Raw genomic sequence first — 26,455 nt, 5'->3', positions numbered from 1 at the left:
GGCGCGCTGATGAGTGGCAGGCCCCGCGCCCACCCCGGCTCCCGACCGCACCGGCTCCACCGGGGCGGAGCTGTCGCGCCCCGGGACGACGACGGACCGCACCAGCTCCACGGGGGCGGAGCTGGTGCGGTCCGGAGTCGGCCGGCCGCGACGGAACGGCTCAGGGGGCGGCCGGCAGGAGGAGGCTGAACGTCGTGTCGCCGGGTCTGCTGTCGAGCTCGACGCGTCCGCCGTGCGCCTTGCTCACCGCCGCGACGATCGACAGGCCCAGCCCGGTGCTGCCACCGGCACGGACCCGGGCGTCGTCACCTCGGGCGAAGCGCTCGAAGACGTTGGGCTGCAACGAGTCCGGCACGCCCGGCCCGTCGTCGTGGACGGCGACCCGCACCCATTCGCCCTCGGGCCGCACCGAGGTCGTGACCCGGGTGCCGTCGGGGGTGTGCGTGCGCGCGTTGGCGAGCAGGTTGGCCACGACCTGGTGCAGCCGTGCGCCGTCCCCGGTGACCTCGACGGGCTCCGGCGGCAGGTCGAGGTCCCACCGGTGTCCGGGCGAGGCCGCGTGGGCGTCGCTGACGGCGTTGATGACGAGCATCGACATGTCGACCGGGGCCTCCTCGAGGGGGCGCCCGGCGTCGAGCCGCGCGAGCAGGAGCAGGTCCTCGACGAGCGAGCTCATCCGGTTGGCCTCGGACTCGATGCGACCCATCGCGTGGGTGACCGTCTGAGGGACGGCCTCGGGCTCGCGCCGGGACAGCTCGGCGTACCCCTTGATCGAGGCGAGCGGGGTGCGCAGCTCGTGCGAGGCGTCGGCGACGAACTGCCGCACCCGCTGCTCGCTCTGGTGCCGGGAGTTCAGGGCCTCGTCGACGTGGTCGAGCATCTCGTTGAAGGCCGCACCCACCTGACCGACCTCGGTGCGGGTGTCGGTGTCGGCGGGATCGACGCGCTCGGCGAGCGCCACCCGCCCCGACGCGAGCGGCGTCTGCGACACCTTGGTGGCCGTGGCGGCCACCCGCCGCAGGGGTTCGAGGTTGCGGCGCACGAGCCAGGTCCCGATGAGCGCGACGAGGATGATGCCGGCGCCCACCGTCGCGATCGCGATGACGATCATGCGTCCGACGATGACGTCGGTCGGCCCGGTCGAGATGCCGGCGACGTAGGTACCCGTGACCTGGTCGCCCGTCTGGAGGTTCCGGATCTGGCGGGTCGCCGCGACCATGCGGTACCGGCCCGTGTCACCGCCGAGGTCGAGGGTCTTGGGGACCGACCCGAGGCCGGCCGCCTTGACGATGGCGATCTGGTTGGCGCTCAGGCTGGTTCGCGCACCCGCGCGGTAGACGTAGCCCGCGTTGCCGTTCGTCGTGAGGAAGACCTCCATCCGGTCGGCGCCGGGGCCGCCTCCCGCACCGCCGTCACCGCCGTCGTCCGGGCCGCCCCGGCTCGGCCGGTTCAGCGCGTCGGACAGCTGCTGGTCGACCTGCCCGATGAGCGACTGGTTGAGCGCCGTCACGGAGAAGACCGCGGTCATCATGCTGAGCACGGTGAACAGGGCGAGCATCGACGCGACGAGCTTGGCGCGCAGCGTCCAGGCCGACCACGGCCGCACCCGCTCGCGCACGGCGACCCACCGCTCGCGCAGCGACGCCGGGCCCGCCGGGTCGTCGACCCCGGCCGGGTCCGCGGCCGAGGCGGCCCCGGTCGCGGCTGGCACGGCATACGCCGTCGGGTCGTCGTCCTCGTCGCGGAAGCCGACGCCCTCGGGGAAGAGGTCGGCGCCGCTGGAGCCGTCGTCCTCGGGGAGGTCGGCCGGGTCGGGCAGGTCGGTGTCGACGTGGCCGGTGTCAGACGGCCGGCTTGAGGACATACCCAGCTCCTCGCATGGTGTGGATCATGGGGTCCCGTCCCGCGTCGATCTTCTTGCGCAGGTAGGAGATGTAGAGCTCGACGACGTTGGCCTGACCGCCGAAGTCGTAGTTCCAGACGCGGTCGAGGATCTGGGCCTTGGACAGCACCCGCTTCGGGTTGCGCATGAGGTAGCGGAGCAGCTCGAACTCCGTTGCGGTCAGGTGGATCTCCTCGCTGCCGCGCATGACCTCGTGGCTGTCCTCGTCGAGGGTGAGGTCGCCGACGACGAGCATCGAGTCCGACGACGACACGGCGATGGTCGTGCGGCGCATGAGGGCACGGACGCGGGCCACGACCTCCTCGAGCGAGAACGGCTTCGTCACGTAGTCGTCGCCACCGGCGGTCAGGCCCGAGACGCGGTCCTCGACCGCGTCCTTGGCGGTGAGGAACAGGACGGGCACGTTGCTGTTGTCGGCGCGCATGCGGCGCAGCACCTCGAGTCCGTCGAAGTCGGGGAGCATCATGTCGAGCACCACCGCGTCGGGGTCGAACTCGCGGGCCGCGCGCACGGCCTCCATGCCGGTGCCGGCGGCGCGCACCTCCCAGCCCTCGTAGCGCAGCGCCATCCCGAGCAGCTCGGTGAGGTTGGCCTCGTCGTCCACGACGAGCACCCGCACCGGGGAGCCGTCGAGTCGCTGGAGTCGCGCCGCTGCGGGCTTGGTCTTCTCGCTCATGTCATCCAGTGAAACCCGCGGGACTGTGCGATGACCAGTACCTCCCTGTGTGATTCCTGTGGACGCTCTGTCCCGGCTGCGGCAAGTCCCAGCCACCCGATGGCTTCGCCACAGCGCTCGCACAGGGTGCCGCCGGACCGTGAGGCCCATGAGCAACGAGTCCACGCCGCAGGTTCCGGGTGAGCAGCCCACGTCGGTGCTCCCCCAGTTCGACCCCCGCCGTCCCACAGCCGCCGACGACACGCAGCAGCTCCCGGCCGCCGCGACGAGCGAGATCCCCGTGACCCCTCCGTCGACGCCGTACGCGTATGCCGCGTCGCCGAGTGCCGCGACCCCGCTCGCCGGCCCCGGTGTCCCCCTCTCACCCACTGGCCTCCCGACCCGGGAGACGGCAGCTCCCGGTGGCGGCGGATCCCGCTGGAACGCGAAGAAGACGGCCGTGACCGCGGGCCTCGCGCTCCTGCTCACCTCGGCCGGCGCCATCGGTGCGGCGGCGGCCCTGCCGTCCGGCTCGACCGGCGGCGACGGTGGCTTCCGTGGACCGGGTGGCGGCCGCACCTTCCCGTTCCCGCGGGGCCAGCAGGGTCTCCAGAACCAGCAGGGCCTGCAGAACCAGCAGGGCACGACTCCCCAGCAGCTGCCCAACCTCCAGAACGGCACGTCCGGCGGACTGGGCAACCTCGACCCGAACCAGCTGAGCCAGCTCGACCCGCAGGACCTCCTGCAGCTGCTGGGTCAGAGCGGACAGCTCGCTCCCGGCACCGACCCCTTCTCCGACGACCAGGGGCAGGGCCAGGACGACCAGGGCACGAGCACCACCGGCACCACCCGGACGACCTGACGGGCCGATCTGACCCCACGGCCACCTGGGGCAGCTCGCCGTCATCGGTGCGCGTGAGGGCCAGAGGTGACGGCTGCAGCCTGCACGCGTGGGGACAGCGCGCACCTCCTGCACGAGGACGCACTCGGTCAGCGGGAGGACCGAAGCTCGGCGGCGTAGCCCTCGAGCGCCCCGACGGCGTCGTCGACCGCGTCACCGAGCCGGGCGACGAGAGCATCGTCGGCGAGCCGCCCGTCCGACCCGAGGTCCTCGACCTGACGACAGACGCCGGCCAGGGCGACGGCCCCGAGGTTCGCGGCAGTTCCCTTGAGGCCGTGAGCGATCCGTCCCTGGGTCTGCGCGTCGCCGGCGGCGTGCGCATCACGGAGCTCCGCGAGGCGCTGGCGGGCTCCGGCGCCGAAGCGGTCGATGAAGCGCAGCAGCATCGACGGGTCACCGGGGTCGATGTCGAGCAGCTCCTCGAGGCGCGAGTGGTCGAGCACCTGGGCGTCTCCGCCTTCGTCGGACCCGTCGGACCCGTCGGACGCGTCGGATGCGTCGGACTCGTCCGATGCGTCGGAACCGCCGGCGCCCCCGCTCGTCGAGTGGGCCGCGCCGACGGACGACACGGCCGGCGGCCGAGGCGCGCCCTCGCCACCGGTCCACCGCCGCAGCGTCGACGCGAGCAGCCCGACGTCGATGGGTTTGGTCAGGAAGTCGTCCATGCCCGCCTGCAGGCAACGCTCGCGCTCGCCCGCGATGGCCGAGGCCGTCATCGCGATGACCGGCACACGGCGCCCGGGCTGCTCACGGCTCCTGATGGCCCGCGTCGCGGCGTAGCCGTCCATCTGCGGCATCTGGCAGTCCATGAGCACGGCGACGAACTCGTCGCCGCGCGTGCGGTGGGCCTCGACGCCCTCCACCCCGTTGTCGGCCAGCACGACGGCGTAGCCGAGGCTCTCGAGGACCCCTTGGGCGACGAGCTGGTTGACCTCGTTGTCCTCGACGACGAGGACCGTGCCGAGCCGTCCGTCGGACCCCGGCGACACGAGCGTCGGCCGCATCGTCCGCGAGGACTCGGTCGCCAGCCGACGACCGGCGACGTCGGCCATCGCGTCGAAGAGCGATGAGGGCATGACCGGCGCCGTCAGGACCGTGTCGACACCGGCCTGCTTCGAGCTCGCCGCGTCGGGGGGCGGTACGTGCGCGCACACGAGCACGAGGCGTACGCCCGCGAAGCGCTCGTCCGCACGGATGGTCCGCGCGACCTGCAGGCCGGCGGCCCCGGAGGCGGGGTCGTCGAGCACGACGACGTCGACCGGGCTGCCGCCGCGGTCGGACCGGTCCAGCTGGGTGAGGCCGTCGACGCCCGAGTCGGCCGACGCCACCGTCATCGACCACGTCCGCAGCTGCTCCTCGACGCGCAGCCGGTGCGCCGTGTCGGCGCCGACGACGAGGACGCGCAGGCCCGACACCGCTGCCTCCTGCGAGGCCGACCGCCCGACGCTGCGCGCCGAGGCGGTCCCGAAGGCGGCGGTGAACCAGAAGGTGCTGCCGCGGCCCGGCTCGCTGTCGACACCGATCTCACCGCCGAACGCCGTGACGATCTGCCGGCTGATCGCGAGGCCGAGGCCGGTCCCGCCGTACTGACGCGTCGTCGAGGAGTCCCCCTGGGAGAACGACTCGAAGAGGCGGGAGCGGACCTTCGGCGCGATCCCCGCGCCGGTGTCGGTGACCTCGATGCGCAGCACCGGGCCGGTCTCGGTCATCCGCTCGAGGCCCAGGTGGACGACGACGCTCCCGGCATCGGTGAACTTCACGGCGTTCGTCGTGAGGTTGGCGACGACCTGGCCGAAGCGCACGGGGTCACCCGACACGAGGAACGGCACGTCCACCCCGTGAGTGACGGACAGGTCGAGCGACTTGGCCCGGGCGCGCTCGGCGAGCAGCGCGACGCTCCGCTCGAGCACGGCCGCGGGGTCGAAGTCGAGCGACTCCAGCTCGAGACGACCGGCCTCGATCTTCGACAGGTCGAGGATGTCGTTGACGAGGCCGAGGAGCACCCGGCCCGCCTGGTCGATGCCGTCGGAGAGCCGTCGCTGGTAGGGCGTCAGCTCGGTGCGTCCGAGCAGCTCGGCGAGGCCGATGACACCGTTGAGCGGCGTCCGGATCTCGTGGCTCATCGTCGCGAGGAACTCCGACTTGGCGCGCGAGGCCTCCATGGCGGCGTCGCGGGCCGCGGCCAGGTGCTCAGCGGTCCACTCGCGGTCGGCGACCCGGGCGAACAGGGCCGTGATCTGCGTGATCGTCGCCGCGTCGGACTCGACCGGTGGTGCGGCGGTGCGCATGTCGAGCACGACGACGGCGGCCACCCGTCCCTCGTGGATGATCGGCACGGCGACGATCGTCGACCCCTGCGCCGAGAGCTCGGCCACGACCGCGAGGCGCTGTGCGGCGCGAGCCGCGAAGTCCAGCCCGACCTCGACGGGCAGGGTGCTCGACTCGGTGCCCTCCGGCGCGCGGATCGGCATCCCGAGAGAGCCCGCCGAGTCGACGACCGAGGCGAGCACGGGTCGCCACGTCGTGTGACGGGCCACCTCGGCCAGGACCGCGGGGAGCGCCTCGTCGAGCGTCGCGGACTCGTTGGCCGCCGTCGCCATGGCCGTCACGAGGCCGAGCGCCTGCTCGGCGTCCTTCTTCTCCGTGATGTCCTGCGTCGTGCCACCCATCCGGACGGCGCGACCCTCGGGGTCGCGGGTGACGAGACCACGACCACGGATCCACGCGATCTCGCCGTTGCTCCGGACGACGCGCGCGTCGAACTCGAACGAGTCCTCCGACGCCACGGCCGCCCCGACCGACTCCGCGACGTGCTGGCGGTCGTCCGGGTGGATGCGCGACAGGAAGCCCTCGTAGGTCGGCGTCAGGTCGGAACGGTCGAGGCCGTAGATGCGGAAGAGCTCGTCGGACCACGACACCCGGTCGGCGGTGACGTCCCACTCCCAGCTGCCGATCTTGGCGATCGACTGGGCCTCGGCGAGCTGGTCGAGCAGCTTGCGCTGGGCGCTGTACTCGCTGACCCGGTGCATCCAGCCACGGTGGACACCGGCCTCGTCGACGAGCGGGGTGTGCGAGACGAGGGCCCAGAAACGGTTGCCCTGCGCGTCGAGCAGGCTGCACTCGAGGTTGTCTCCGGGCACGCCGTGGGTCGCGAGCTCCTCGAGGTGGTGGCGGAACTGCTCCTTGCCGGTGTCGTCGACGGCGTCGAAGACCGGGAAGCCGACCATGTCGTCGGGGTCCCGACCGAGCATCTCGGCCATCCGGGCGTTCGCGAAGACCGTGCGTCCCGACTCGTCGAAGACCCACAGGCCGTCGGGAGAGGCAGCGACCATCCAGCGATAGAGGTCGGCCTCCACCGCCCCGTCCTGCCCCCGAGTGCCCGACATGTCCCGATCCTTGCGCATCGGGGGCCGGTCGCGCTGGAACCTGACGGATGTCGGGTACGGGAACGCTAGGTGAGCCTCACCTAGCGTGACAGCCCACGGGCCGAGTGCGACGATCGACACTGAGCACGTCCGAGCGGCAGCACTGGGCGGCAGCACTGAGCGGCAACACTCCGCGACACACTGATCGGAGCACCACGCATGTCCGAGGTCCGCGCCTCCGAAGAGCCGACTCCGGTCGGGCCCGACGCCGAGTCCAACCACGACCGCGAGGAGCCGCACGACGCCAACGTCGGCAGCCGCCTCAACTGGCTGCGCGCCGGTGTCCTCGGGGCCAACGACGGCATCGTCTCGACCGCGGGCGTCGTCGTCGGCGTCGCCGGCGCCACGGCCGACAAGGCCGCCATCGTGCTCGCCGGCATCGCGGCACTGTCGGCCGGCGCCATGTCGATGGCTGCCGGCGAGTACGTCTCGGTCAGCACCCAGCGCGACTCCGAGCGCGCCCTCATCGAGCTCGAGACGCGGGAGCTGCGCGAGGACCCCGAGGGCGAGCTCGAGGAGCTGACCCAGATCTACGAGGCCAAGGGGATGCGCCGGGAGCTCGCGGCCGAGGTCGCCCGTGAGCTCACCGCCCACGACGCGCTCGCGGCGCACGCCGAGGCCGAGCTCGGCATCGACCCCGACGACCTGACCAACCCGTGGCACGCAGCCGGCGCCTCGATGCTGGCCTTCGTCGTCGGCGCCATCCTGCCGATGCTGACCATCACCTTCAGCCCGGCCTCGATCCGCATCGTCGTCACCGTGCTCAGCGTCGCCGCTGCCCTCGCTCTCACCGGGTCGGCGAGCGCCCGCCTGGGTCGCAGCCCGGCCGCCCGGGCGATCGTGCGCAACGTCGGTGGCGGCCTGCTCGCCATGGGCGTGACGTATGCCATCGGTGCGCTCGTCGGGGTCAAGCTGGGCTGAGCGCCCCCCTGGCGACACGGCATACGACCCCGTCCCCGGCGCGACGCACGGGCGATCGCCGGGCGGTTCGGACCATGAGCCCCCGAGGGGGCTGTAGAGTCGAGGTGTCCCAGCGCCCGTCGTGGCGCGGTCGCCGGTCAGGCGCTACGGGACGTCGGGCGCGCGACGGTGCGTCCACCGGGACTCGAGCCGAGTCCGCCGCCGACACCGATCCAGACAGTCATGGTGTCGTCCGGGGGCCAGCCCGCTCGACGTCCTCCGTGTCATCAGGAGGAACATGGCAACGCGCGTCCGCCGCCGTCCGACCGACGGCCAGGGCTCCACCCAGAGCGCCAACCAGGGCTCGAAGCAGAACCAGCACGCCCAGCGCAAGACGGTCCAGCGCCGTGACGAACCGGCGCCACTCATCCCCGTGCTCGCCCGCCGGGTCCGCGAGGTGGAGGCCCGGGTCTCGAGCAAGGGCAAGGCCAGCCCGACGAACCGGACCAAGTTCCTCGTCGTGGCCCTGCTCATGCGATCGGAGCGCTCCCGCGTGCGCGAGGACACCTCGATCCCGTCGGCCACGCGCGCCGACCTGCTCAAGCGCCTCGACGGCATCGCGACGATCCTCGCGCAGGTGGCGGCTCGCGACACGAGCCTGCTGACCCTCCTCGACGCCGACGCCAAGCCCGGTCCCGCCGCGCAGCAGATGCGCCGCGACTGGCTCCTCGAGTCGGGCGCCGAGCTCGCCGAGGAGGACCTCGTCATCACGGCCCCCGAACCGCCGCGGCCCGTCGTCCCGCCCCAGATCGCCGCCCGCCAGGTCATGCCGCAGTCGGTCCCGTCGCGGGCGCTCGCCAACCCGTTCCTCACGCCGGACCTCGGCCGCGTCCAGAACGACTACCTGCCCAACCGGCTCGCCGGCTGGGACCTGCTGAGCCCGCTCTACCGCGCGTTCGAGCAGGGCGCCGGGGGCGAGGCCGCCTCGATGGACCTGCCGCCCACGCCGCAGATCGACCGCTTCTCCCCGCCCGGCTCGCAGCTCATGGTCCACCAGTCGCGCTTCCTCCAGAGCGTCCAGGAGGGGCACCGCACCTTCCTGCTCGCGGACGAGCCGGGCCTGGGCAAGACGGCGCAGTCGGTCATGGCCGCCTCCATCGCGGGCACCTACCCGATGCTCGCCGTCGTGCCCAACGTCGTGAAGATCAACTGGGCCCGCGAGGTCGAGCGCTGGACCCCGCAGCGCCGCGTCACCGTCATCCACGGTGACGGCAACGACGTCGACGCCTTCGCCGACGTCTTCGTCGTCAACTACGAGATCCTCGACCGGCACTTCGGGTGGCTCTCGAACTTCGGCTTCCGCTCGATGGTCGTCGACGAGGCGCACTTCATCAAGAACCTCCAGTCGCAGCGCTCGCAGCAGGTGCTAGCGCTCGGCGACCGGTTGCGGGCCACGACGCCCGGCGGCAACCCGCTCCTCATCGCCCTCACCGGCACGCCGCTCATCAACGACGTCAAGGACTTCGACGCGATCTGGCGCTTCCTCGGCTGGATCAAGGACGGCAAACCGACCGCCGAGATCGTGCGACGCCTCGACGACACCGGCCACACGCCGGCCGACCGCGCCTTCTACCCCGAGGCCCGTCGCGCCGTCGTCGACATGGGCATCGTGCGCCGCCGCAAGGTCGACGTGGCCAAGGACCTGCCCGACAAGCGGATCGCCGACATCACCGTCGAGCTCGACGACGAGCTCGGCCGCTCGGTCCGGGAGGCGGAGCGCGCGCTCGGGCGACGTCTCGCCCAGCGCTACCGGGCCCTGCTCGCCCAGGGCGAGGGGCGCGAGGAGGACGACGAGCCCGACACCGCCCTCATGCGCCGGGTCGCCGCCGCGGAGCTGCGGTCGACGTCGGCCGAGAAGGGCAGCGACAACGTCTTCTCGCTCGTGCGCCGGATCGGCCAGGCCAAGTCGACGCTCGCCGCGGACTACGCCGTGCAGCTGTCGCACTCGGTCGGCAAGGTCGTCTTCTTCGCCAAGCACATCGACGTCATGGACGCGGCCGAGCGGGTGCTGGCCTCGGCCGGCCTGCGCACGGTGTCGGTGCGGGGTGAGCAGACCTCGAAGCAGCGGCAGGAGGCCATCGACGCGTTCCAGAAGGACCCCGAGGTCGCCGTGGCCGTCTGCTCGCTGACCGCCGCCGGGGTGGGGCTCAACCTGCACGCCGCCTCCAACGTCGTGCTCGCCGAGCTGTCGTGGACCGCGGCCGAGCAGCAGCAGGCCATCGACCGCGTGCACCGCATCGGCCAGGACGAGCCGGTCACCGCGTGGCGCATCCTCGCCTCCGGCACCATCGACTCGAAGATCGCCGAGCTCATCGACGCCAAGCAGGGGCTCGCCGCGCGCGCCCTCGACGGCAGCGACGAGGACATCACCTCGGGCGACACCCTGCAGGTCGACGCCCTCGTCGCCCTGCTGCACGACGCCCTCGTGGAGCCCGGCGCCGCCTGAGCGCCCGTCGCCCCGGGGCCTCGTCGCCCCGGGGCCTCGTCGTCCCGCGACGCGCCGCCCGGCAACGAGTCAGTGCCGAGCGGCCCTCGCCCGCCGGGCCAGGAAGGCGGTGGCGGAGTCGACCGTGCGCAGCTGGTCGGCGTCGTCGTCCTCGATGCGGAAGCCGGCCCGCTTGCCCAGGCGCTCGACGAGCTCGACGACGTCGAGCGAGTCGAGCTCGAAGGTCTCGCGCAGGTCAGCGCCCCCGTCGAGGCCGTCGAGGCTCGCATCGGGCACGATCTCGCGCAGGGCCGTCTCCAGCATCGTCCTCGGGTCGTCGGTCACAGCGATCAGAGCTCCTCGGGTGTCTGCAGCAGTCGGTCGATGGTCCTGAGCAGCCGCGAGCCCGTCGCGCCGTCGCTCGCCCGGTGGTCGCCGGCCAGGCTGACCGTGACGAGCGGCCGCACGCCGAGCATCCCGTCGACCGCCCAAGGCCGGTCCCCCACGGCCCCGAAGCCGACGAGGGCGACCTGTGGCGGGTAGATGACGCCGAGGACGCTGTCGACGCCCTGGTCGCCGAGGTTCGACACGGTGATGCTCGGCTGGACGAGGTCGGACCCGCGCAGCCTCCCGGCCCGCGCCCGTCGGGTCAGCTCGCGGATGCGTGCCATGGTCTCGTCGACGGTGAGCCGGTCGGCACCCGCGATCGCCGGGACGAGCAGGCCCCCGCTGCGCAGCGACAGGATGAGCCCGAGGTCGACGTCCGCGGCGGGTCGGAAGCCGTCGTCGACCCAGTGGCCGTTGAGCTCCGGCACGCTCCGGACCGCCCGGGCCGTGGCTGCGAGCAGCAGGGCCGCGGGCACGAGCCGCTCGGCCATGTCGAGCTCGCGGTTGCGCTCCCTCATCCACACCAGGCCCCTTTGGAGGTCGACGGTGAGCGTCAGGTGGTAGTGCGGGATGTCGCGGTTCGAGACCGTCATGAGCGCGGCGATGCTGCGCCGCATGTCGCTCGTCGGCGCCGCCGCCGCAGGCCGAGGGGCCGTGCTGACCGGTGGGTGCACACGGCCCGAGGGGGTCGTGTGCCGTCCGGCACGCCGCACGTCGTCGGCACGGATGCTGCCCTCCGCCCCCGTGCCGGTCAGGGTGTCGAGGTCGACACCCTCCTGCGCGGCGAGGCGGCGTGCCAGGGGTGACACCCGAAGACGGTGCCGCGGTCTGCTCGCGGCTGCTTCGACGTCGTGCCGGGTCAGCGCCCCGTCGCGCCCGGTCCCGTGGACGGTCACCGGGTCCACGCCGAGCTCGCGGGCCCGGTGGCGCAGGACCGGTGACAGCGGGCGTGGCCGGGGCGCAGGAGCCGTCGTCGGCGGCGGCGCTCCCGCCGTGGTCGACCGGGCGGCCTCGGGCGACCCGCTCGCGTCGGGCGACCCGCTCGCGTCGGGCGGCGGGGCCGCGGCGACAGCGCCGTCACCGAGCCGGGCCAGGGCCTGACCCACCGGCACCCTCTCCCCCTCCGAGACGAGGAGCTCCTCGACGGTGCCCGTCTCGAAGCACTCGACCTCGACCGTCGACTTCGGCGTCTCGACGACTGCGACGACGTCACCGCGGTGCACCGGGTCGCCGACCTTGACGAGCCACTCGACGAGGACGCCCTGCTCCATGTCGGCGCCGAGCGAGGGCATGCGGAAGTCAGGCACGGGCGCCCACCGCCCGGTGCGCGGCCGCGACGACGTCGACCACCTGGGGGAGGGCCGCCTCCTCCAGGTGGTGCGGGTAGGGCACGGGCACCTCGGCACCGCAGACGCGCTCGACCGGGGCGTCGAGCTCGTAGAACGCCTGCTCCACGATCCGCGCGACCACCTCGGCGGCGAGGCTCCCCGTCCGCCAGGCCTCGTCGACGACGACGGCCCGGTGGGTCCGCGACACGGATGCCGTGATCGTCGCGTCGTCCAGGGGGCGGAGCACGCGGAGGTCGATGACCTCGGCCGAGATCCCTTCCGTCGCAAGCGCATCGGCGGCCTCGAGCGCCTTGCCGAGCCCCCCGGCATACGCGATGAGGGTGACGTCGGTGCCACTGCGACGCACCGCGGCGGTCGAGATGTCGACGGCCACGGGGTCGACGGGCAGCGTGCCCGAGAGGTTGTAGAGCGAGCCGTGCTCGAAGATCACGACGGGGTCGGGGTCCGCGAGGGCCGGCGCCAGCATGCCGCGGGCGTCCTCGAGCGTGGCGGGCGCGAGGACGCGGATGCCCGGGATCGAGGCGTACCAGCCCTCGAGGCTGTGCGAGTGCTGGGCGGCGAGCTGCCGGCCCGCGCCCGTCGTCATGCGGATGACGAGCGGCACCGACAGCTGCCCTCCGGACATGTGCCGCAGCGTCGCCGCGTTGTTGACGATCTGGTCGAGCGCCAGCAGGCTGAAGTTGACCGTCATGATCTCGACGATCGGTCGCAGGCCCCGCAGCGCCGCTCCGATGCCGGCGCCGGTGAAGGCCGACTCCGACAGGGGCGTGTCCCGGACGCGCTCCTCGCCGAACTCCTCGAGCAGCCCGAGGCTCACCGCGAAGGAGCCGCCGTAGCGCCCGACGTCCTCACCCAGCAGGAAGACCCGCGGGTCGCTCCTCAGCGCGTCGCGGTGCGCCTCGCGCAACGCCTCCCGGTACGTCGTGGTGACCGGCGCCTCGGTCCGGGCGGCCGTCGTCACCGGGTGCCTGCTCATGACGCCCTCACCCCGGGGCGCGCGTCGCCCGGCTCCGTCGTCACGAACCGCGTGAGGTGCTCGACCGGCTCGAGCGGTGCGGCGTCCGCGGCAGCGACGGCGGCCGCGATCTCGGCGTCGACCTCGCCCTCGACCCCCGCCATCCACTGCTCGACGTCATGGGCGGGCATGAGCTCCTGGTCGACGAGGCGCGCCGCGAGGGCCGGGATCGGGTCGAGCTCCTTCCACCGGTTGATCTCGTCCTTGGAGCGGTAGCGGTCCGGGTCGTACATCGAGTGGGCACGGAACCGGTACGTGCGCAGCTCGAGGAAGCATGGCTGACCGCTGTCGCGCACGTAGGCCAGGGCGCGCTCGGTCGCCTCGCGCACCGCGAGGACGTCCATGCCGTCCACGGCCCAGGCCACCATGCCGTAGCCGGCCGCCCGGGTCGCGAGGTCGGTGGCGGCGTGCTCCCGGGCCAGCGCCGTGCCCATCGCGTAGCGGTTGTTCTCGCAGCAGAAGAGGACCGGCAGGTGCCAGAGTGCGGCGAGGTTGGCGCTCTCGTGGAACTCGCCCTCGGCGAAGGCGCCGTCACCGAAGAGGCAGACGGTGACGGCCGGGTCGGAGGTCAGGTGGTCGGCGAGCGCGAGCCCGACGGCGACGGGCAGGCCGCCGGCGACGATGGCGTTGCCGCCGTAGAAGCGGCGGGTGGCGTCGAAGAGGTGCATCGACCCGCCTCGGCCGCCGCTGCAGCCGGTGGACCGGCCGAACATCTCGGCCATGACCGCCTCCATCGGCACGCCGCGGGCCAGCGCGTGGCCGTGCTCGCGGTACGTGGACACGACGGCGTCGACATCGGAGAGCGCGCCGACGACGCCGACCGCGACGGCCTCCTCGCCGATGCACAGGTGCAGGAAGCCGCGGATCCTCGTCGCGCTGTAGAGCTCGGCGCACGTCTCCTCGAACCGGCGGATGCGGATCATCTCGCGCAGCAGCCCGGTGAACAGCTCGACGAACAGCTCCTCGGTCATGACGGCGTCTCCACGGTCGAGAGGTCACCCTCGGGGAGGCCGAGCTCACGGGCCCGGAGCAGCCGTCGCATCACCTTGCCGCTGCGCGTGTGCGGCAGCGCCTGGTCGAAGGCGATCTCGCGCGGGGCGACCGAGCCGAGCCGGTGGCGACCGAAGGCGACGAGCTCCCGCGCCAGGGCGGGGGTCGGCTCGTGACCCACCTTGAGCGTGACGAACGCCTTGACGACCTGGCCGGCGAGCGGGTCGGGCTTGCCGATGACACCGACCTCGGCGACGGCCGGGTGCTCCATGAGGGCGCTCTCGACCTCGAACGGGCCGATGAGGTGGCCGGCGGACTTGATGACGTCGTCGGCGCGCCCGATGAACCACACGTAGCCGTCGGCATCGACCCGGGCGAGGTCGCCGCTGAGGTACCACCCGTCGGCGAACGCCGCGGCGTAGCGGTCGGGGTCGTCGAGATAGGCGCGGAACATCGAGGGCCACCCGGGCCGCAGGGCCAGCTCACCGACCTCATCGGGCCCGAGCACGCGGACGCGACCGTCGGTGACCTCCGCCCGCCCGTCGGGCCCCTGGCCGAGGACGGCGACCACCACCCCGGGGACGGGACGCCCCATCGAACCGGGACGCACCGGCATACCCGGGTAGTTGCTCACCATGATGGCTCCGGTCTCGGTCTGCCACCACGTGTCGTGGACCGGCATCCCGAAGGCCTCGATCCCCCACACGACGGCCTCGGGGTTGAGCGGCTCGCCGACGCTGACGACGTGGCGCAGAGCGGGGAAGCGGTGCTCGCGGGCGAGCCCGACCCCGGCGCGCATGAGCATCCGCAGCGCCGTGGGTGCGGTGTAGAGGACGGTGACCCGCTCGTCCTGCAGGATCCGGTACCACCGGCGCGCGTCGAAGTCGGCCGCGTCCGTGACGATGGTGACCCCGCAGCTGAGCGGGCCGAGGATGCCGTAGGACGTGCCGGTGACCCAGCCCGGGTCGGCGGTGCACCAGTAGACGTCGCCGGGTCGCAGGTCGAGCGCGAACTCCGACGTGACGTGGTGGGCGAGGATCGCCTCGTGCACGTGGACGGCGCCCTTGGGCTTGCCCGTCGTACCGCTCGTGAAGTGCAGCAGGGCCGGGTCGTCGGGTCGGGTGGGCGCCACCGTGAAGGTGAGGGGGTCGTATGCCGCCGCGCCCGTCGCCAGCGCCGCCGCCCACGCCGTCGTCCCCTCGGGGGCTCCGGCCTCACCCGGGTCGGTCACCAGGACGTGTTCGAGGTCGGGCAGGGAGCCGCGGTGCGGGGCGACCTTGCGGACGTAGGACAGGCTGTCCGTGACGAGGACGCGGACGTGGCCGAGGCGCAGCCGCTCGACCACCGGCTCGGGACCGAACGCCGGGAAGAGGGGGCAGTAGACGCCGCCGGCCTTGAGGGTGCCCAGGACCGCCAGGTAGAGCTCGGGCGACCGTGGCAGGAGGGTGCAGACCGCCTCGCCCGCCTCGACCCCGAGCGCGCGCAGGGCCACCGCGACGACGTCGCTCTGCTCGCGCAGCTGCGCGTACGTCAGCTCGGTCGGGGCGGCCGTGCGGGAGAGGAACCGGATGGCGACGGTGTCGGCCAGGGGTCCGGTCGCGTGCCGGTCCACGGCCTCGTGCGCCATGTTGAGGTGGCCCTCGACGTCGACCTGCAACCACGCCCGCGCACCCGCCCAGGTGAAGGTGCGCCGCCGCGTCTCGTAGTCACCGACGAGGGGCGGCAGCGCCGGGACGTGCTCGACCGGCCGCCGTTGCACGGCGCCACCCTGCACTGCCGAGTCGGCCATGGGACCACGGTCCCGCGCCGTCCCACGGGCAGGTAGGGACCAACGGCCCTGTTTGGCAGGACCTTCCGCGACGTGAACTGGCACGAGAGGCGCCGCCGATGCCGCGCGGCGCGAGGTCGAGGAGGAGAGATGAGCACCAACAGCGGGTCCAAGGCCCCAGAGCGTCGCGCCGTCCAGACGAGGCCCGACCCGTTCTCGTGGGGAGAGCTCGGACCGTGGGCCGGCCGGATGCAGGACCTCATGGAGCAGATGTGGTCGCCGGCGCTGGGCGTCGGTGACTTCGCCCCCGGTGGTGAGCTGCGCGAGACCGACGACGCCTTCACGCTCGAGCTCGACCTGCCCGGGGTCGACAAGAAGGACATCGAGATCGACTTCTCCGGCCGCCGGCTCAGCGTGCGCGGCACGAAGACGACCGAGAAGCAGGGCCAGGGCACGTTGCGCCACACGACCCGCACCTCGGGCAGCTTCACCTACGAGGCGGTGCTTCCGGTCTCGGTCGACGAGAAGGCCGTCTCGGCGTCGCTCGCCGACGGGGTGCTGCTCGTGACGATGCCCAAGGCCACCGAGGCCAAGACGACGCACGTCGAGATCAGCTGACCGCCATGGCCGCCAACGGATCCCTCATGCAGGCGCTCGTCTACCACGGCCCGGGCCGGAAGGCCTGGGAGACGGTGCCGAAGCCCATCGTCGAGCACGACACCGACGCCGTCGTCAAGGTCGACACCGTGACGATCTGCGGCACGGACCTGCACATCCTCAAGGGCGACGTCGCCGCCGTCACCGACGGCCGCATCCTCGGCCACGAGGCGGTCGGGACCGTCGAGACCGTCGGCTCGGGCGTCAAGAACGTCAAGGTCGGCGACCGGGTGCTCGTCTCGTGCATCACCGCGTGCGGTGCGTGCCGCTACTGCCGCGAGGGCAGCTACGGCCAGTGCATCGGCGGTGGCGGCTGGATCCTCGGCCACAAGATCGACGGAACACAGGCGGAGTACGTCCGCGTCCCCTTCGCGGACACGTCGACGTATGCCGTCCCCGAAGGAGTGACTGACGAGGAAGTACTCATGCTCGCCGACATCGGGCCCACGGGCTACGAGGTCGGTGTGCTGAACGGCCGGGTCCGTCCCGGTGACGTCGTAGCGGTGGTGGGCGCCGGCCCGGTCGGGCTCTCCGCCATCATGGGTGCGAAGCTCTTCAGTCCGGCGCACGTCGTGGCCATCGACCTGGCCGATGCCCGACTCGAGGCGGCCAAGCAGTTCGGGGCCGACATCACGGTGAACCCCTCCCGCGAGGACGCCGTCGCGATCGTCCGGGACCTGACGCAGGGTCTCGGCGCCGACGTCGCCATCGAGGCGGTGGGGGTCGCGCCGACGTTCGAGCAGTGCGCCGCCCTGGTCCGTCCGGGTGGCACTGTCGCCAACGTGGGGGTCCACGGCGGCCCGGCCACCCTGCACCTGGAGGAGCTCTGGATCAAGAACGTCACGATCACGACGGGGCTCGTCGACACGTACTCGACGCCGACCCTGCTGCGGCTGCTGGCCACCCACCACATCGACCTGGCGCGGTTCGTCACGCACCGCTTCGCGATGGGTGAGTTCATCGACGCCTACGACACCTTCGCCCGAGCGGCGGACACCGGCGCGCTCAAGGTCGTGCTGACGAGCTGAGCGCCGCGGCCGTTCAGAGGTCGACGTGCATGATGCGCAGGCCCACGCGCTCTCCGGACGGGAGCTCGTGGGCCCGCGGCACCGTGCCGACGACCGTGAAGCCGAGGCTCTCGTAGAGCCTGACCGCGCCGGTGTTCGTCGCGACCACGGCGTTGAACTGCATGGCGGCGTAGCCGGACGCGCGTGCCCAGTCGAGCGAGTCGACGACGAGCGCGCGGCCGACGCCCTCGCCGCGCGCCTGCGCCGAGACCATGTAGCTCGCGGTCGCGACGTGGGAGCCGGGACCCGGCCGGTTGCGGCCCATCTTCGCCGTTCCGACCACCCGCCCCCCGTCGACGGCGACGGTCACCCGACCGCCCGGACCGTTCTCGAGCCAGATCCCGCGCGCCTCCTGCTCGGTGAGGTCGGTCGGGAAGGGGAACGTGTCACCGGCCCGGACGACCTCCTCGACGACGGACCACACCTGCGGCCAGTCGGCGTCGTCGTAGTCGCGGACGATGAATGTGGGTGCCACCTCGATCGCCTTACTGCTCAGGGACGTTCGCGTCGAGCTCACTGAGCCAGGCCACGGAGGTCGCGTCGGACGGCATACGCCAGTCACCACGCGGCGAGAGCGAGCCGCCCGCGACGACCTTGGGACCGTTGGGCAGCGCCGAGCGCTTGAACTGGTTGGCGAAGTAGCGCTTGACGAAGACCTCGAGCCAGTGCCGGATCGTCGCGAGGTCGTATGCCGTGTGCTCCCCCTCGGGGTAGCCGGCCGGCCACTCCCCCGCCTCGCTGTCGCGCCACGCGTTCCAGGCGAGGTAGGCGATCTTCGACGGCCGGTAGCCCCGGCGCAGCACGTGGAAGAGGGTGAAGTCCTGCAGGGCGTAGGGGCCGATCACCGCCTGCGTGCTCTGGGGCTTCTCGCCCTCCTTGGCGGGCACGAGCTCGGGACTGATCTCCGTGTCGAGGATCGAGGTGAGCGTCCCGGCCACCTCCTCGTCGAACTGGCGCGAGGACACGACCCACCGGATGAGGTGCTGCATCAGCGTCTTCGGGACACCGCTGTTGATGCCGTAGTGGCTCATCTGGTCGCCGACGCCGTAGGTGCACCAGCCGAGGGCCAGCTCGGAGAGGTCGCCGGTGCCGAGGACGATGCCGCCGCGCTGGTTGGCGATGCGGAAGAGGTAGTCGTAGCGCAGGCCGGCCTGGACGTTCTCGAAGGTGACGTCGTAGACCTCCTCGCCCCGGCCGAAGGGGTGACCCATGGCCTCGAGCATCTGCGTCGCCGCGGGGCGGATGTCGAGCTCCTCCCACGTGACCTCGAGCGACTCCATGAGGGCGATCGCGTTGGTCTTCGTGTGGTCGCTCGTCGCGAAGCCCGGCATCGTTAAGGCGAGGATGTCGCTGCGCGGCCGGTCGAGCCGGTCCATGGCCTTGGCCGCGACGATGAGCGCGTGGGTGCTGTCGAGGCCGCCGCTGACGCCGATGACGACCTTGGGCTGGCCGATGGCGCGCAGCCGCTGCTCGAGCCCCGAGACCTGGATGTTGTAGGCCTCGTAGCAGTCGAGGGCGAGGCGGTCCGCGTCGTCGGGGACGAAGGGGAAGCGGTCGACCTTGCGCAGCAGCCCGAGGTCTCCGGTCGGCGGGTCGAGCTCCAGCTCGACGGTGCGGAAGCCGTCGGTGCGCGCCGACAGCGTGCGACGGTTGTCGTCGAAGGTGCCCTGGCGCTGACGCTCCTGCCGGAGCAGGTCGAGGTCGATGTCGGCCACGGAGGCCCGCGCACCCTCGGGGAAGCGCTCGCCCTGCTCGAGCAGGGTGCCGTTCTCGTAGACCATCGTCATGCCGTCCCACGACAGGTCGGTGGAGCTCTCGCCCTCGCCGGCCGCGGCGTAGAGGTAGGCCGCGAGGCAGCGGGCCGAGGCGCTGCGCGCGAGCAGGTGGCGGTCCTCGGCGCGCGAGACGGTGATGGGCGAGCCGGAGAGGTTCGTCAGGACCGTCGCGCCCGCGAGCGCCGCCTCGTGGCTCGGGGGCACCGGAACCCACATGTCCTCGCAGACCTCGACGTGCAGCACGAAGCCGGGCACGTCGGTGGCCCGGAAGAGCAGGTCGGGGCCGAAGGGGACCCGGTCGCCCGCCACGTCGATGGTCTGGCCGCGCTGGTCGTCGCCCGGCGCGAAGTGCCGCCGCTCGTAGAACTCCCGGTAGGTCGGCAGGTAGGACTTGGGCGCGACCCCGATGATCCGACCGGCGTGGATGACGACGCCGCAGTTGTAGACGCGCGAGCCCTTCTCGAGCGGCGCGCCGACGACGACCACCGGACGCAGGCCGACGGTGGCCTCGGCGATGCGGGCCAGGGCGTCGTCGACCGCGTCGAGGAGCGTGTCCTGCAGGAAGAGGTCGTCGATGGCGTATCCCGAGAGGCAGAGCTCCGGGAAGATCGCAAGCCCCACGCCCTCGTCGTCGAGCTCGCGCAACTGCGCGATGACGGCATCGGCGTTGCGCTCGGGGTCGGCCGCGACGATCGGCACGGTGCACGCGGCGACGCGGGCGAAGCCCTGGGCCCAGGAGCTGTAGAAGTCCATGGACACAGTCAATCGCAACGGCCCGTGTGACCGGGGACTCGTCACTCGCCCAGCGCGCCGGGTCCAGTTCTTACTACCATGAGTAGTAGCCAGGCAGTCGCCGTACGGCACACCAAGGAGGTAGCCATGTCCGACCACGACCCGGTCCACGTCCTTCACCCCGAGGAGGCCTGGGGCTTCCTCCGCAGCCACGAGTTCGGCCGGCTCGCCTTCCACCTCGTCGGGGAGGTGCACATCACGCCCATCAACTACGCCGTGGACGGCGAGCGCCTCGTCTTCATGACGGCCGAGGGCAGCAAGCTCTTCGGCGTCACCGCCAACACCGACGTCGCCTTCGAGGTCGACGAGATCGTCGGCGAGCGGGCCACGAGCGTCATCTGCCGTGGACGCGCCCGCACCCTCGAGGGGCAGGCCGCCTACGTCGTCGAGCGCCTGCCGGTGCGCCCGTGGGTCGACACCCCGAAGTCCGTCGTCGTCGCCATCGAGGTCGACGAGATCTCGGGGCGCCGCTTCGACCTGACCCGGCCCTGGCTGCGCGACCTGCCCACCGGCTGACCACCGGCTGACCGGCGGGCGGCGGGACGGCGGCGTGCCGGACGGCGTCGTCTAGCCTTGGCGGGTGCCACCCGCCGCCCCGAGCCCGCACGCGCAGACCTCGCGCGCGCTCGTGCTCGCCGCGACAGCGTCGGGCGGCGCCACGATCGCCCACGCCGTCGGGGGCGGGCACCTCGTCTCCGGGACGGGCGTCGTCGTCGCCACCGCCGTGCTGACCGGCGCGACCCTGCCCTTCGTCCGCGACCGCCTGTCGGTGCCCCGCGCCGCAGCGCTGCTCGTCGCGCTCCAGGTCGTGGCGCACCTCGTGCACGGTCTCGCGGCGTTGGCCGGAGGACCGGCCGGCCACGGTCGGGCCACGGATCCCGTGCACGCGGCACACGGCATACGTCCTCTCGGTCGCATCGAGACGGACGCCGCCGGCGCGACGGACGCGGCGATGTCGAGCGCCCTGACCGACCTGCTGCCGAGCCCGGCGATGCTGCTCGCCCACGCGGTCGCCGCGGTGGCCCTCGGCCTGGTCCTGACCCGCGGCGAGCGGTCGTGGTGGGTGGCGTGCCTCCTGCTCGCGCTCCTCGGCGCGGCCACGAGCCGGGTCGTCCGCCTCCTGACCTGCGGCGCCGTCGCCCTGTGGCGCGCGCTCGTCCTGGCCCGGGTCGGCCTGCCCGGCCCGCTCCCCCAACGCTCCGACGGGCGCGTGCCCTCCGACGTGTGGCGCGCCCGCACCCCGGTGCGGCGCGGCCCACCCGCTCTCCTCCTCACCTGACACCACCCCTGCGGCGCCGGCGACCGACCGGGCGCTGCCCCCTATCGTCATGCCCGAGGAGATCCACGCATGTCCGTCGTCGACGACCCCGCACGCCCGAAACCACCGCACCGCAACGCTCCCCGCCCCACGTCCGGCCTCTTCCGCGCCTTCTGGCGCTGGCACCTCTACGCCTCCGTCGTCGTCGTGCCGGTGCTGCTCGTCCTGGCCGTCACCGGCCTCGTCTACCTCTTCCGCTTCCAGATCGAGCCCGTGCTCCACCCCGACCTCATGCGCGTCGAGCACGCGCAGGGACAGCTGACCCAGCCGTGGCAGACCCAGCTCGAGACCGTCCAGAAGGCCGAACCCGGCGGGACCGTCGTGTCGTTCACCGAGCCGGCCGGCGTCGACGACAGCGCCCGTTTCACCGTCTCGACGGCCGACGGGCTGACGCGCGACGTCTTCGTCGACCCCTACTCCGTGCGGGTGCTCGGGTCCCTCGACCCGGACTCGACGATCAGCGGCACGGCCGTGCGACTGCACGCCGACCTCATGGCCGGCCGCGTCGGCGACACCGTCATCGAGCTCGGGGCGTGCTGGGCGATCGTCATGTCGGTCACCGGCTACTACCTCTTCGTCCGGGGCCGACGGGCGCGTCGTCGCGGGCGGCTGGCCGGAGCCACGAACGCGCGCCTGCGCAGCCGCCATGCGCGCACCGGCGCGTTCGTCGGTGCCGGACTGCTGCTGCTCGTCGTCTCCGGCCTGCCGTGGACCGGCATCTGGGGCGAGCAGGTGCAGCACCTCGCCACCGGCGGCGGCACGTCCCTGTGGGCCGACGACCCGGGAGCCTTGTCGAACCCGACGTCGACGTTGGACGAGTCGCTGCCGCACAGCCACCATGCGGTTCCGTGGGCGCAGGGCAAGAGCCCTGTGCCGCAGTCGAACCCGGCGTCCACGACGGACGACGTCAGCGTCGCCAACCTCGACACGGCTGTCGAGGTGGGGGCGCGGGCCGGGCTCGCGCACCCCATGACGGTGGCACTCCCGACGGACGAGCGTGGCGTCTACTCGGTCATCGGCTACGCGTTCGACGACCCGGGAGCCGAGCGCACCGTGCACGTCGACCGCTTCGGCGGCCAGGTCGTCAGCACCTACGGCTACGACGACTACCCGGCCCTCGCCAAGGTCGTCAGCCAGGGCATCGCCGTGCACGAGGGTCGCCGCTTCGGCACGGTGAACTTCTGGCTGACGGCACTCTTCTGCGTGGCCGTCGTCGCGTCGTGCGTGACCGGCCCTCTCATGTGGTGGCGTCGGCGGCCGCGCGGCGCCGGCGCCGTCGGCGCACCCCGTGGGCGTATGCCGTTCGCCGCGTCGCCGCTGCTCGCCGTCCTCGTCGTCGGGCTGGCGCTGCTGCTGCCGGTGTTCGGCGCGTCATTCGTCCTCGTGCTGCTGCTCGACCGCTACGTCATCCGACGCGTGCCGCGGCTGCGACGGGCGTTCGACACCGCCGACCGGTAGGTCTGCGAGAGCGGTGCGCGGTCTCACCGGAGGTGCGCGCCGGCCGCAGGAGTGCGCGGTGCAGCGCGCACTCCTCGCGCCGGCCCGCACCTCCGGAGCGGACCAGAACCCAGGTCGGTCAGCCGACGGCGTCGCGTGCCGCGACGAAGGCGTCGACGCAGGCGCGCACGTCCGCCTCCGAGTGGGCGGCCGAGAGCTGCACGCGGATGCGCGCCTTGCCGCGCGGCACGACGGGGAAGCTGAAGGCGATGACGTAGACCCCGTTGCCGAGCATGTGGTCGGCGATCTGGGCGGCCTGACGCGCACCGTCCTCACCGGGGAACATGACCGGGCGGATCGGGTGCGTGCCCGGGAGCAGCTCGAAGCCGGCCTCGGTCATGAGCGAGTGGAAGAGCGCCGTGTTGGCCTTGAGCGTCTCGCGCTTCTCGGCCGAGCTCTCGACGAGCTCGAGCGCCGCCATCGAGCCGGCGACCACCGACGGGGCGACCGAGTTGCTGAAGAGGTAGGGCCGCGAGCGCTGACGCAGCAGGTCGACGATCTCCCGGTGGCTCGAGACGTAGCCACCGGACGCGCCGCCGAGCGCCTTGCCGAGGGTGCCGGTGAGGATGTCGACCCGGTCCATGACCCCGAACAGCTCGGGCGTGCCGCGGCCGCCGTCGCCGACGAAGCCCACGGCGTGCGAGTCGTCGACGAAGACGAGGGCGCCGAACTCGTCGGCCAGGTCGCAGATCTCGTCGAGCGGGGCGTACGAGCCGTCCATCGAGAAGACGCCGTCGGTGACGACGACCTTGCGCTTCGCGCCTGCCGCGACGGCGGCCTCGAGCTGGGCGCGCAGGTCGGACATGTCGGCGTTCTTGTAGCGGTAGCGCATCGCCTTGGACAGCCGCACGCCGTCGATGATCGACGCGTGGTTGAGCTCGTCGCTGATGATGGCGTCCTCGGCGCCGAAGAGCACCTCGAAGACGCCGCCGTTGGCGTCGAAGCACGAGGAGTAGAGGATGGTCGCCTCGGTGCCGAGGAACTCGCTGAGCTTGTGCTCGAGCGAGGTGTGCAGCGTCTGCGTGCCGCAGATGAAGCGCACCGACGCCATTCCGAAGCCCCACTCGTCGAGCGCCTTCTTCGACGCCTCGACGACGAGCGGGTCGTTGGCCAGGCCGAGGTAGTTGTTGGCGCAGAAGTTGAGCGCCTCGGCCTTGAGCGTCGTCACGTGCGCCGACTGGGGCGAGGTGAGCTCCCGCTCGTTCTTGTAGAGACCGGCGTCCTTGATCTCCTGCAGGGTGGCGGCGATCTCGTCCTTGACTGAGCCGTACATCGGTGTCCTTCGTGGGGTCGTGCCGGTGTGGCGGGGAGGGTGGCGCCCTCCAGCGTAGGCCGTCCGCGACGGGCGTCAGCGGCCCGCCAGCGCCAGCAGGTCGTCGAGGATGTCGCCCATCCGCATGAGGAGCGACACGTGGCCCTCCCCCTCCACGAGGTGCGCCCGGGTGCCCGCGACGTGGGCCGCGAGCCACTGGGCGTGGGCGAAGGGCACCATGAGGTCCTCGGTGCCCTGCCAGACGGCGGTCGGTACGGTGACGGCACCGAGGTCGAACCCCCAGGGCCGGGTGTGGGTGAGGTCGTCGTCGCGCCAGCCGACGATCCCCTGCGCCCCGGCGTGACGCGAGGCGGCGGCGAGGTACTCGCCGAGCTCGCCGGTCATGGCGGCGCGGTCGACCGGGGGCAGCAGTCCGCTCAGCTCGCCGACGATGTCGTCGGCCGTGGCACGCAGCACGGGAGCACCGTGCTCCTCGAGGAAGGCCGTCAGCGCGTCCCGCCCGGCGGCCACCGCGGCATACTCGGCGACGTTCTCGGGCCCCATGCCGGCGGTCTGGTCGAGCCCGTCGGCGTCGGGCGGTGCGATGCCGACGCCCGACGTCGCGGCGAGGCAGCGACCGGGCAGCAGGGCCGCGCACGCGAGGGCGCGAGGGCCACCGCCCGACCAGCCGAGGGTCACGAACGTGTCGTGTCCGAGGGCGTCGAGCACGACGGCCGTGTCGGCGGCGTCGTCGGCGACCCTGGCCGTGCTGTCGGCATCGGTCCGCGGGGTCGACCGACCGTAGCCGGGCCGGGAGTAGCTGATGGTGCGCAGCCCCCGCTCGGTCGCCGGTCGCTCGAGGATGCCGAAGGGCACCGCCGCCTGGGGCGTGCCGTGGTGGAAGACGAAGGGGAGCCCGTCGGCGGGCCCCGTGACGAGGACCTCGAGGTCGCGGCCGTCGGGGGTGCGGACGAGGTGCGTGTCGTGGGTCGGCATGCCCTCATGCAACCATGCCGGCCGGGCCGGCACGGGTATGCCGGAACAGCCGCCGAGCCGACCGCCTCGGGCGTAGCGTTGAGTCCGCATCCTTCCGTCAGGGGACCGAGCAGCGATGGAGGCGAGACATGCCAGAGTTCATGGACGTCCACACCAGCATGGCGGGCGTGACGACAGAGGCGTTGATGGCGGCCCACCAGGCCGACCTCGACATCCAGGACGACGAGGGCGTGAGCTTCAAGCACGCGTGGGCCGACCCGAACACCGGGCACGTCTTCTGCCTGTCGGAGGGACCGAGCGCGGATGCCGTCCAGCGCATCCACGAGCGCGCGGGGCACCCGGCCGACGAGATCCACGAGATCACGGTCACGGCCTGAGGGCCCCGACCCACGCGCCGCCCCTCGAGGACGGGTGTATCACCCGCCCTCGAGGACACCACTGAACTGCAGGGGCCGCTGCGCCTGCCGCACGGCCGTGGGTCGAAGGAGCTCCCCATGTCCAAGCGTGCACTGCTCATCGGGGTCAACGAGTACGCGATCCCGGGCGCGGACCTTCGCGGGTGCGTCAACGACGTGCACGACATCGCCGACGCCCTGAAGGACCTCTACGGTTTCGCCGACCCCGACATCACGATGCTCGTCGACGGCGATGCGACGAAGGCCGCCATGACCCGGGCCATGAGCGACCTCGTCGACTCCGCGCGCCCGGGCGACGTGCTCTACCTGCACTACTCGGGCCACGGGTCCAACGTCCCGGACACGAGCGGTGACGAGACGACCGACCACCGCGACGAGATCCTCTGCCCGCACGACCTGGACTTCCACGACCCCCTGCTCGACGACTGGCTGCGCACGACGTTCGACCGGCTCGACCCGGGCGCCACCCTGACCGTCGTCATGGACTGCTGCCACTCCGGCAGCAACACCCGCGAACCCCCTCGACCGGACGCGCCCCCGCCCGAGGTCCTCTCGCGCTACCTGCCCAACCCGGACGACGAGGCAGCCGGGGGTGAGTTCACCGGCACACCGAACCGGTCCCGCCGCCGGCGCCCCCAGCAGGACGTCCACGTCGTCGACATCACCGAGACCCTGCTCAGCGGCTGCCGCGACGACCAGACCTCGGCCGACGCCGACATCGGCGGCACCTACCACGGCGCCCTGACCTACTACCTCGTGCAGGCGATGCGCGAGGACCCGAACGTGACGTACCGGCAGCTGCACGCCCGCACGCTCGCGGGCCTGACCGGCAACTACGACCAGGTGCCCCAGCTCGAGGGGCGCGCCGCGCGTCTCGACCAGCTCTTCCTCTCCGGGACGGGCTGAG

22 protein-coding genes are annotated in these 26,455 nt (G+C 72.6%); 10 read left to right on the top strand and 12 right to left on the bottom strand.

The genetic code is table 11. The features are described 5' to 3' along the window. Nucleotides 1–160: 160 nt before the first annotated feature. Both TAE01_RS09380 and TAE01_RS09375 read right to left on the bottom strand, forming a co-directional pair. A complete protein-coding gene (locus tag TAE01_RS09380; protein ID WP_147065751.1) occupies nucleotides 161–1,864 on the bottom strand; it encodes a sensor histidine kinase in 1,704 nt (567 codons plus the stop codon). Then, nucleotides 1,842–2,579, bottom strand: coding sequence for a response regulator transcription factor (locus TAE01_RS09375; protein ID WP_147065749.1), 738 nt, complete (start codon nucleotides 2,577–2,579; stop codon nucleotides 1,842–1,844). Before TAE01_RS09375 ends, TAE01_RS09380 begins: the two co-directional genes overlap by 23 nt. Nucleotides 2,580–2,727: 148 nt before the next feature. Between TAE01_RS09375 and TAE01_RS09370 the strand changes: the two genes are divergently transcribed. Further along, nucleotides 2,728–3,420 carry a hypothetical protein gene (locus TAE01_RS09370; RefSeq protein WP_147065746.1) on the top strand — a complete coding sequence of 231 codons (693 nt, stop codon included), beginning with the start codon at nucleotides 2,728–2,730 and terminating at the stop codon, nucleotides 3,418–3,420. A gap of 128 nt (nucleotides 3,421–3,548) precedes the next feature. Here TAE01_RS09370 and TAE01_RS09365 read toward each other — a convergent pair whose 3' ends face one another. Further along, nucleotides 3,549–6,845 (bottom strand): response regulator, encoded by a 3,297-nt coding sequence (locus TAE01_RS09365; protein ID WP_186815128.1) that lies wholly within the window; start codon nucleotides 6,843–6,845, stop codon nucleotides 3,549–3,551. A 198-nt stretch (nucleotides 6,846–7,043) separates the two neighbouring features. On the opposite strand from TAE01_RS09365, the gene TAE01_RS09360 reads away from it, so the two are divergent. Both TAE01_RS09360 and TAE01_RS09355 read left to right on the top strand, forming a co-directional pair. Further along, nucleotides 7,044–7,805, top strand: coding sequence for a VIT1/CCC1 transporter family protein (locus tag TAE01_RS09360; protein WP_147065742.1), 762 nt, complete (start codon nucleotides 7,044–7,046; stop codon nucleotides 7,803–7,805). A 277-nt stretch (nucleotides 7,806–8,082) separates the two neighbouring features. Next, nucleotides 8,083–10,290: a DEAD/DEAH box helicase gene (locus tag TAE01_RS09355; protein WP_147065740.1), complete on the top strand. Its 2,208-nt coding sequence runs from the start codon at nucleotides 8,083–8,085 to the stop codon at nucleotides 10,288–10,290. A 69-nt stretch (nucleotides 10,291–10,359) separates the two neighbouring features. Here the strand turns inward: TAE01_RS09355 and TAE01_RS09350 are convergent, their stop codons facing one another. From TAE01_RS09350 to acsA, 5 genes are read right to left on the bottom strand one after another with little or no spacing between them, the layout of a single operon-like run. Then, on the bottom strand, nucleotides 10,360–10,614 hold the full coding sequence (locus TAE01_RS09350) for an acyl carrier protein (protein WP_147065738.1): 255 nt from the start codon (nucleotides 10,612–10,614) through the stop codon (nucleotides 10,360–10,362). A gap of 5 nt (nucleotides 10,615–10,619) precedes the next feature. Next, a complete protein-coding gene (locus TAE01_RS09345; protein ID WP_147065736.1) occupies nucleotides 10,620–11,963 on the bottom strand; it encodes a dihydrolipoamide acetyltransferase family protein in 1,344 nt (447 codons plus the stop codon). Then, entirely contained in the window at nucleotides 11,956–12,981 is a 1,026-nt protein-coding gene (locus tag TAE01_RS09340) for an alpha-ketoacid dehydrogenase subunit beta (RefSeq protein ID WP_147065734.1), read from the bottom strand. Before TAE01_RS09340 ends, TAE01_RS09345 begins: the two co-directional genes overlap by 8 nt. Continuing rightward, a complete protein-coding gene (gene pdhA / locus TAE01_RS09335; RefSeq protein WP_222594106.1) occupies nucleotides 12,978–13,991 on the bottom strand; it encodes a pyruvate dehydrogenase (acetyl-transferring) E1 component subunit alpha in 1,014 nt (337 codons plus the stop codon). The genes TAE01_RS09340 and pdhA overlap by 4 nt, the downstream gene beginning before the upstream one ends. Continuing rightward, nucleotides 13,988–15,799: an acetate--CoA ligase gene (acsA, locus tag TAE01_RS09330; protein WP_147065732.1), complete on the bottom strand. Its 1,812-nt coding sequence runs from the start codon at nucleotides 15,797–15,799 to the stop codon at nucleotides 13,988–13,990. The genes pdhA and acsA overlap by 4 nt, the downstream gene beginning before the upstream one ends. Nucleotides 15,800–15,928: 129 nt before the next feature. Here acsA and TAE01_RS09325 point away from each other — a divergent pair, with 129 nt between their 5' ends. Together TAE01_RS09325 and TAE01_RS09320 are read left to right on the top strand one after the other, a co-directional pair. Continuing rightward, a complete protein-coding gene (locus TAE01_RS09325) occupies nucleotides 15,929–16,396 on the top strand; it encodes an Hsp20/alpha crystallin family protein (RefSeq protein WP_147065729.1) in 468 nt (155 codons plus the stop codon). 26 nt (nucleotides 16,397–16,422) lie between these two features. Beyond that, on the top strand, nucleotides 16,423–17,463 hold the full coding sequence (locus tag TAE01_RS09320; RefSeq protein ID WP_147065934.1) for a zinc-dependent alcohol dehydrogenase family protein: 1,041 nt from the start codon (nucleotides 16,423–16,425) through the stop codon (nucleotides 17,461–17,463). A 13-nt stretch (nucleotides 17,464–17,476) separates the two neighbouring features. On the opposite strand, the gene TAE01_RS09315 is transcribed toward TAE01_RS09320, so the two are convergent. Together TAE01_RS09315 and TAE01_RS09310 are read right to left on the bottom strand one after the other, a co-directional pair. Beyond that, nucleotides 17,477–17,977 carry a GNAT family N-acetyltransferase gene (locus TAE01_RS09315; RefSeq protein WP_147065727.1) on the bottom strand — a complete coding sequence of 167 codons (501 nt, stop codon included), beginning with the start codon at nucleotides 17,975–17,977 and terminating at the stop codon, nucleotides 17,477–17,479. A 10-nt stretch (nucleotides 17,978–17,987) separates the two neighbouring features. Continuing rightward, a complete protein-coding gene (locus tag TAE01_RS09310) occupies nucleotides 17,988–20,030 on the bottom strand; it encodes an NAD(+) synthase (protein WP_147065725.1) in 2,043 nt (680 codons plus the stop codon). A 126-nt stretch (nucleotides 20,031–20,156) separates the two neighbouring features. Between TAE01_RS09310 and TAE01_RS09305 the strand changes: the two genes are divergently transcribed. The 3 genes from TAE01_RS09305 to TAE01_RS09295 all read left to right on the top strand — a co-directional run bounded on the left by TAE01_RS09305 (nucleotide 20,157) and on the right by TAE01_RS09295 (nucleotide 22,845). Continuing rightward, entirely contained in the window at nucleotides 20,157–20,585 is a 429-nt protein-coding gene (locus TAE01_RS09305) for a pyridoxamine 5'-phosphate oxidase family protein (RefSeq protein WP_147065723.1), read from the top strand. A 64-nt stretch (nucleotides 20,586–20,649) separates the two neighbouring features. Beyond that, on the top strand, nucleotides 20,650–21,348 hold the full coding sequence (locus TAE01_RS09300; RefSeq protein ID WP_147065721.1) for a hypothetical protein: 699 nt from the start codon (nucleotides 20,650–20,652) through the stop codon (nucleotides 21,346–21,348). Between the two features lie 69 nt (nucleotides 21,349–21,417). Beyond that, a complete protein-coding gene (locus tag TAE01_RS09295) occupies nucleotides 21,418–22,845 on the top strand; it encodes a PepSY-associated TM helix domain-containing protein (RefSeq protein ID WP_147065719.1) in 1,428 nt (475 codons plus the stop codon). Nucleotides 22,846–22,963: 118 nt separating this feature from the next. Here TAE01_RS09295 and TAE01_RS09290 read toward each other — a convergent pair whose 3' ends face one another. Both TAE01_RS09290 and TAE01_RS09285 read right to left on the bottom strand, forming a co-directional pair. Next, nucleotides 22,964–24,157: a glycine C-acetyltransferase gene (locus TAE01_RS09290; protein WP_147065717.1), complete on the bottom strand. Its 1,194-nt coding sequence runs from the start codon at nucleotides 24,155–24,157 to the stop codon at nucleotides 22,964–22,966. 75 nt (nucleotides 24,158–24,232) lie between these two features. Further along, the gene (locus tag TAE01_RS09285; protein WP_147065715.1) at nucleotides 24,233–25,132 is read right to left on the bottom strand and encodes an alpha/beta fold hydrolase; all 900 of its coding nucleotides are present in this window, start codon (nucleotides 25,130–25,132) and stop codon (nucleotides 24,233–24,235) included. Nucleotides 25,133–25,260: 128 nt separating this feature from the next. On the opposite strand from TAE01_RS09285, the gene TAE01_RS09280 reads away from it, so the two are divergent. Then, nucleotides 25,261–25,509, top strand: a complete 249-nt coding sequence (locus TAE01_RS09280) for an SCO4226 family nickel-binding protein (RefSeq protein ID WP_147065713.1) — start codon at nucleotides 25,261–25,263, stop codon at nucleotides 25,507–25,509. A 117-nt stretch (nucleotides 25,510–25,626) separates the two neighbouring features. After that, nucleotides 25,627–26,454 carry a caspase family protein gene (locus TAE01_RS09275; RefSeq protein ID WP_147065711.1) on the top strand — a complete coding sequence of 276 codons (828 nt, stop codon included), beginning with the start codon at nucleotides 25,627–25,629 and terminating at the stop codon, nucleotides 26,452–26,454. The last annotated feature ends 1 nt before the right edge of the window (nucleotide 26,455 follow it).

It is taken from the genome of Terrabacter aerolatus (assembly GCF_007991735.1).
Lineage (GTDB): Bacteria > Actinomycetota > Actinomycetes > Actinomycetales > Dermatophilaceae > Terrabacter > Terrabacter aerolatus.
Note: the sequence above shows the minus strand (reverse complement) of the source record. Positions and strands in the feature narration are given on the sequence as shown.

What these genes read in the sequence shown, in the direction of transcription:
- TAE01_RS09340 (WP_147065734.1), bottom strand. Translation starts at nt 12,981, where the DNA reads ATGAGCAGGCACCCGGTGACGACGGCCGCCCGGACCGAGGCGCCGGTC.
- TAE01_RS09290 (WP_147065717.1), bottom strand. Translation starts at nt 24,157, where the DNA reads ATGTACGGCTCAGTCAAGGACGAGATCGCCGCCACCCTGCAGGAGATC.
- TAE01_RS09380 (WP_147065751.1), bottom strand. Translation starts at nt 1,864, where the DNA reads ATGTCCTCAAGCCGGCCGTCTGACACCGGCCACGTCGACACCGACCTG.
- TAE01_RS09295 (WP_147065719.1), top strand. Translation starts at nt 21,418, where the DNA reads ATGTCCGTCGTCGACGACCCCGCACGCCCGAAACCACCGCACCGCAAC.
- acsA (WP_147065732.1), bottom strand. Translation starts at nt 15,799, where the DNA reads ATGGCCGACTCGGCAGTGCAGGGTGGCGCCGTGCAACGGCGGCCGGTC.
- TAE01_RS09285 (WP_147065715.1), bottom strand. Translation starts at nt 25,132, where the DNA reads ATGCCGACCCACGACACGCACCTCGTCCGCACCCCCGACGGCCGCGAC.
- pdhA (WP_222594106.1), bottom strand. Translation starts at nt 13,991, where the DNA reads ATGACCGAGGAGCTGTTCGTCGAGCTGTTCACCGGGCTGCTGCGCGAG.
- TAE01_RS09375 (WP_147065749.1), bottom strand. Translation starts at nt 2,579, where the DNA reads ATGAGCGAGAAGACCAAGCCCGCAGCGGCGCGACTCCAGCGACTCGAC.
- TAE01_RS09280 (WP_147065713.1), top strand. Translation starts at nt 25,261, where the DNA reads ATGCCAGAGTTCATGGACGTCCACACCAGCATGGCGGGCGTGACGACA.
- TAE01_RS09305 (WP_147065723.1), top strand. Translation starts at nt 20,157, where the DNA reads ATGTCCGACCACGACCCGGTCCACGTCCTTCACCCCGAGGAGGCCTGG.
- TAE01_RS09355 (WP_147065740.1), top strand. Translation starts at nt 8,083, where the DNA reads ATGGCAACGCGCGTCCGCCGCCGTCCGACCGACGGCCAGGGCTCCACC.
- TAE01_RS09275 (WP_147065711.1), top strand. Translation starts at nt 25,627, where the DNA reads ATGTCCAAGCGTGCACTGCTCATCGGGGTCAACGAGTACGCGATCCCG.
- TAE01_RS09325 (WP_147065729.1), top strand. Translation starts at nt 15,929, where the DNA reads ATGAGCACCAACAGCGGGTCCAAGGCCCCAGAGCGTCGCGCCGTCCAG.
- TAE01_RS09310 (WP_147065725.1), bottom strand. Translation starts at nt 20,030, where the DNA reads ATGGACTTCTACAGCTCCTGGGCCCAGGGCTTCGCCCGCGTCGCCGCG.
- TAE01_RS09360 (WP_147065742.1), top strand. Translation starts at nt 7,044, where the DNA reads ATGTCCGAGGTCCGCGCCTCCGAAGAGCCGACTCCGGTCGGGCCCGAC.
- TAE01_RS09320 (WP_147065934.1), top strand. Translation starts at nt 16,423, where the DNA reads ATGCAGGCGCTCGTCTACCACGGCCCGGGCCGGAAGGCCTGGGAGACG.
- TAE01_RS09370 (WP_147065746.1), top strand. Translation starts at nt 2,728, where the DNA reads ATGAGCAACGAGTCCACGCCGCAGGTTCCGGGTGAGCAGCCCACGTCG.
- TAE01_RS09365 (WP_186815128.1), bottom strand. Translation starts at nt 6,845, where the DNA reads ATGTCGGGCACTCGGGGGCAGGACGGGGCGGTGGAGGCCGACCTCTAT.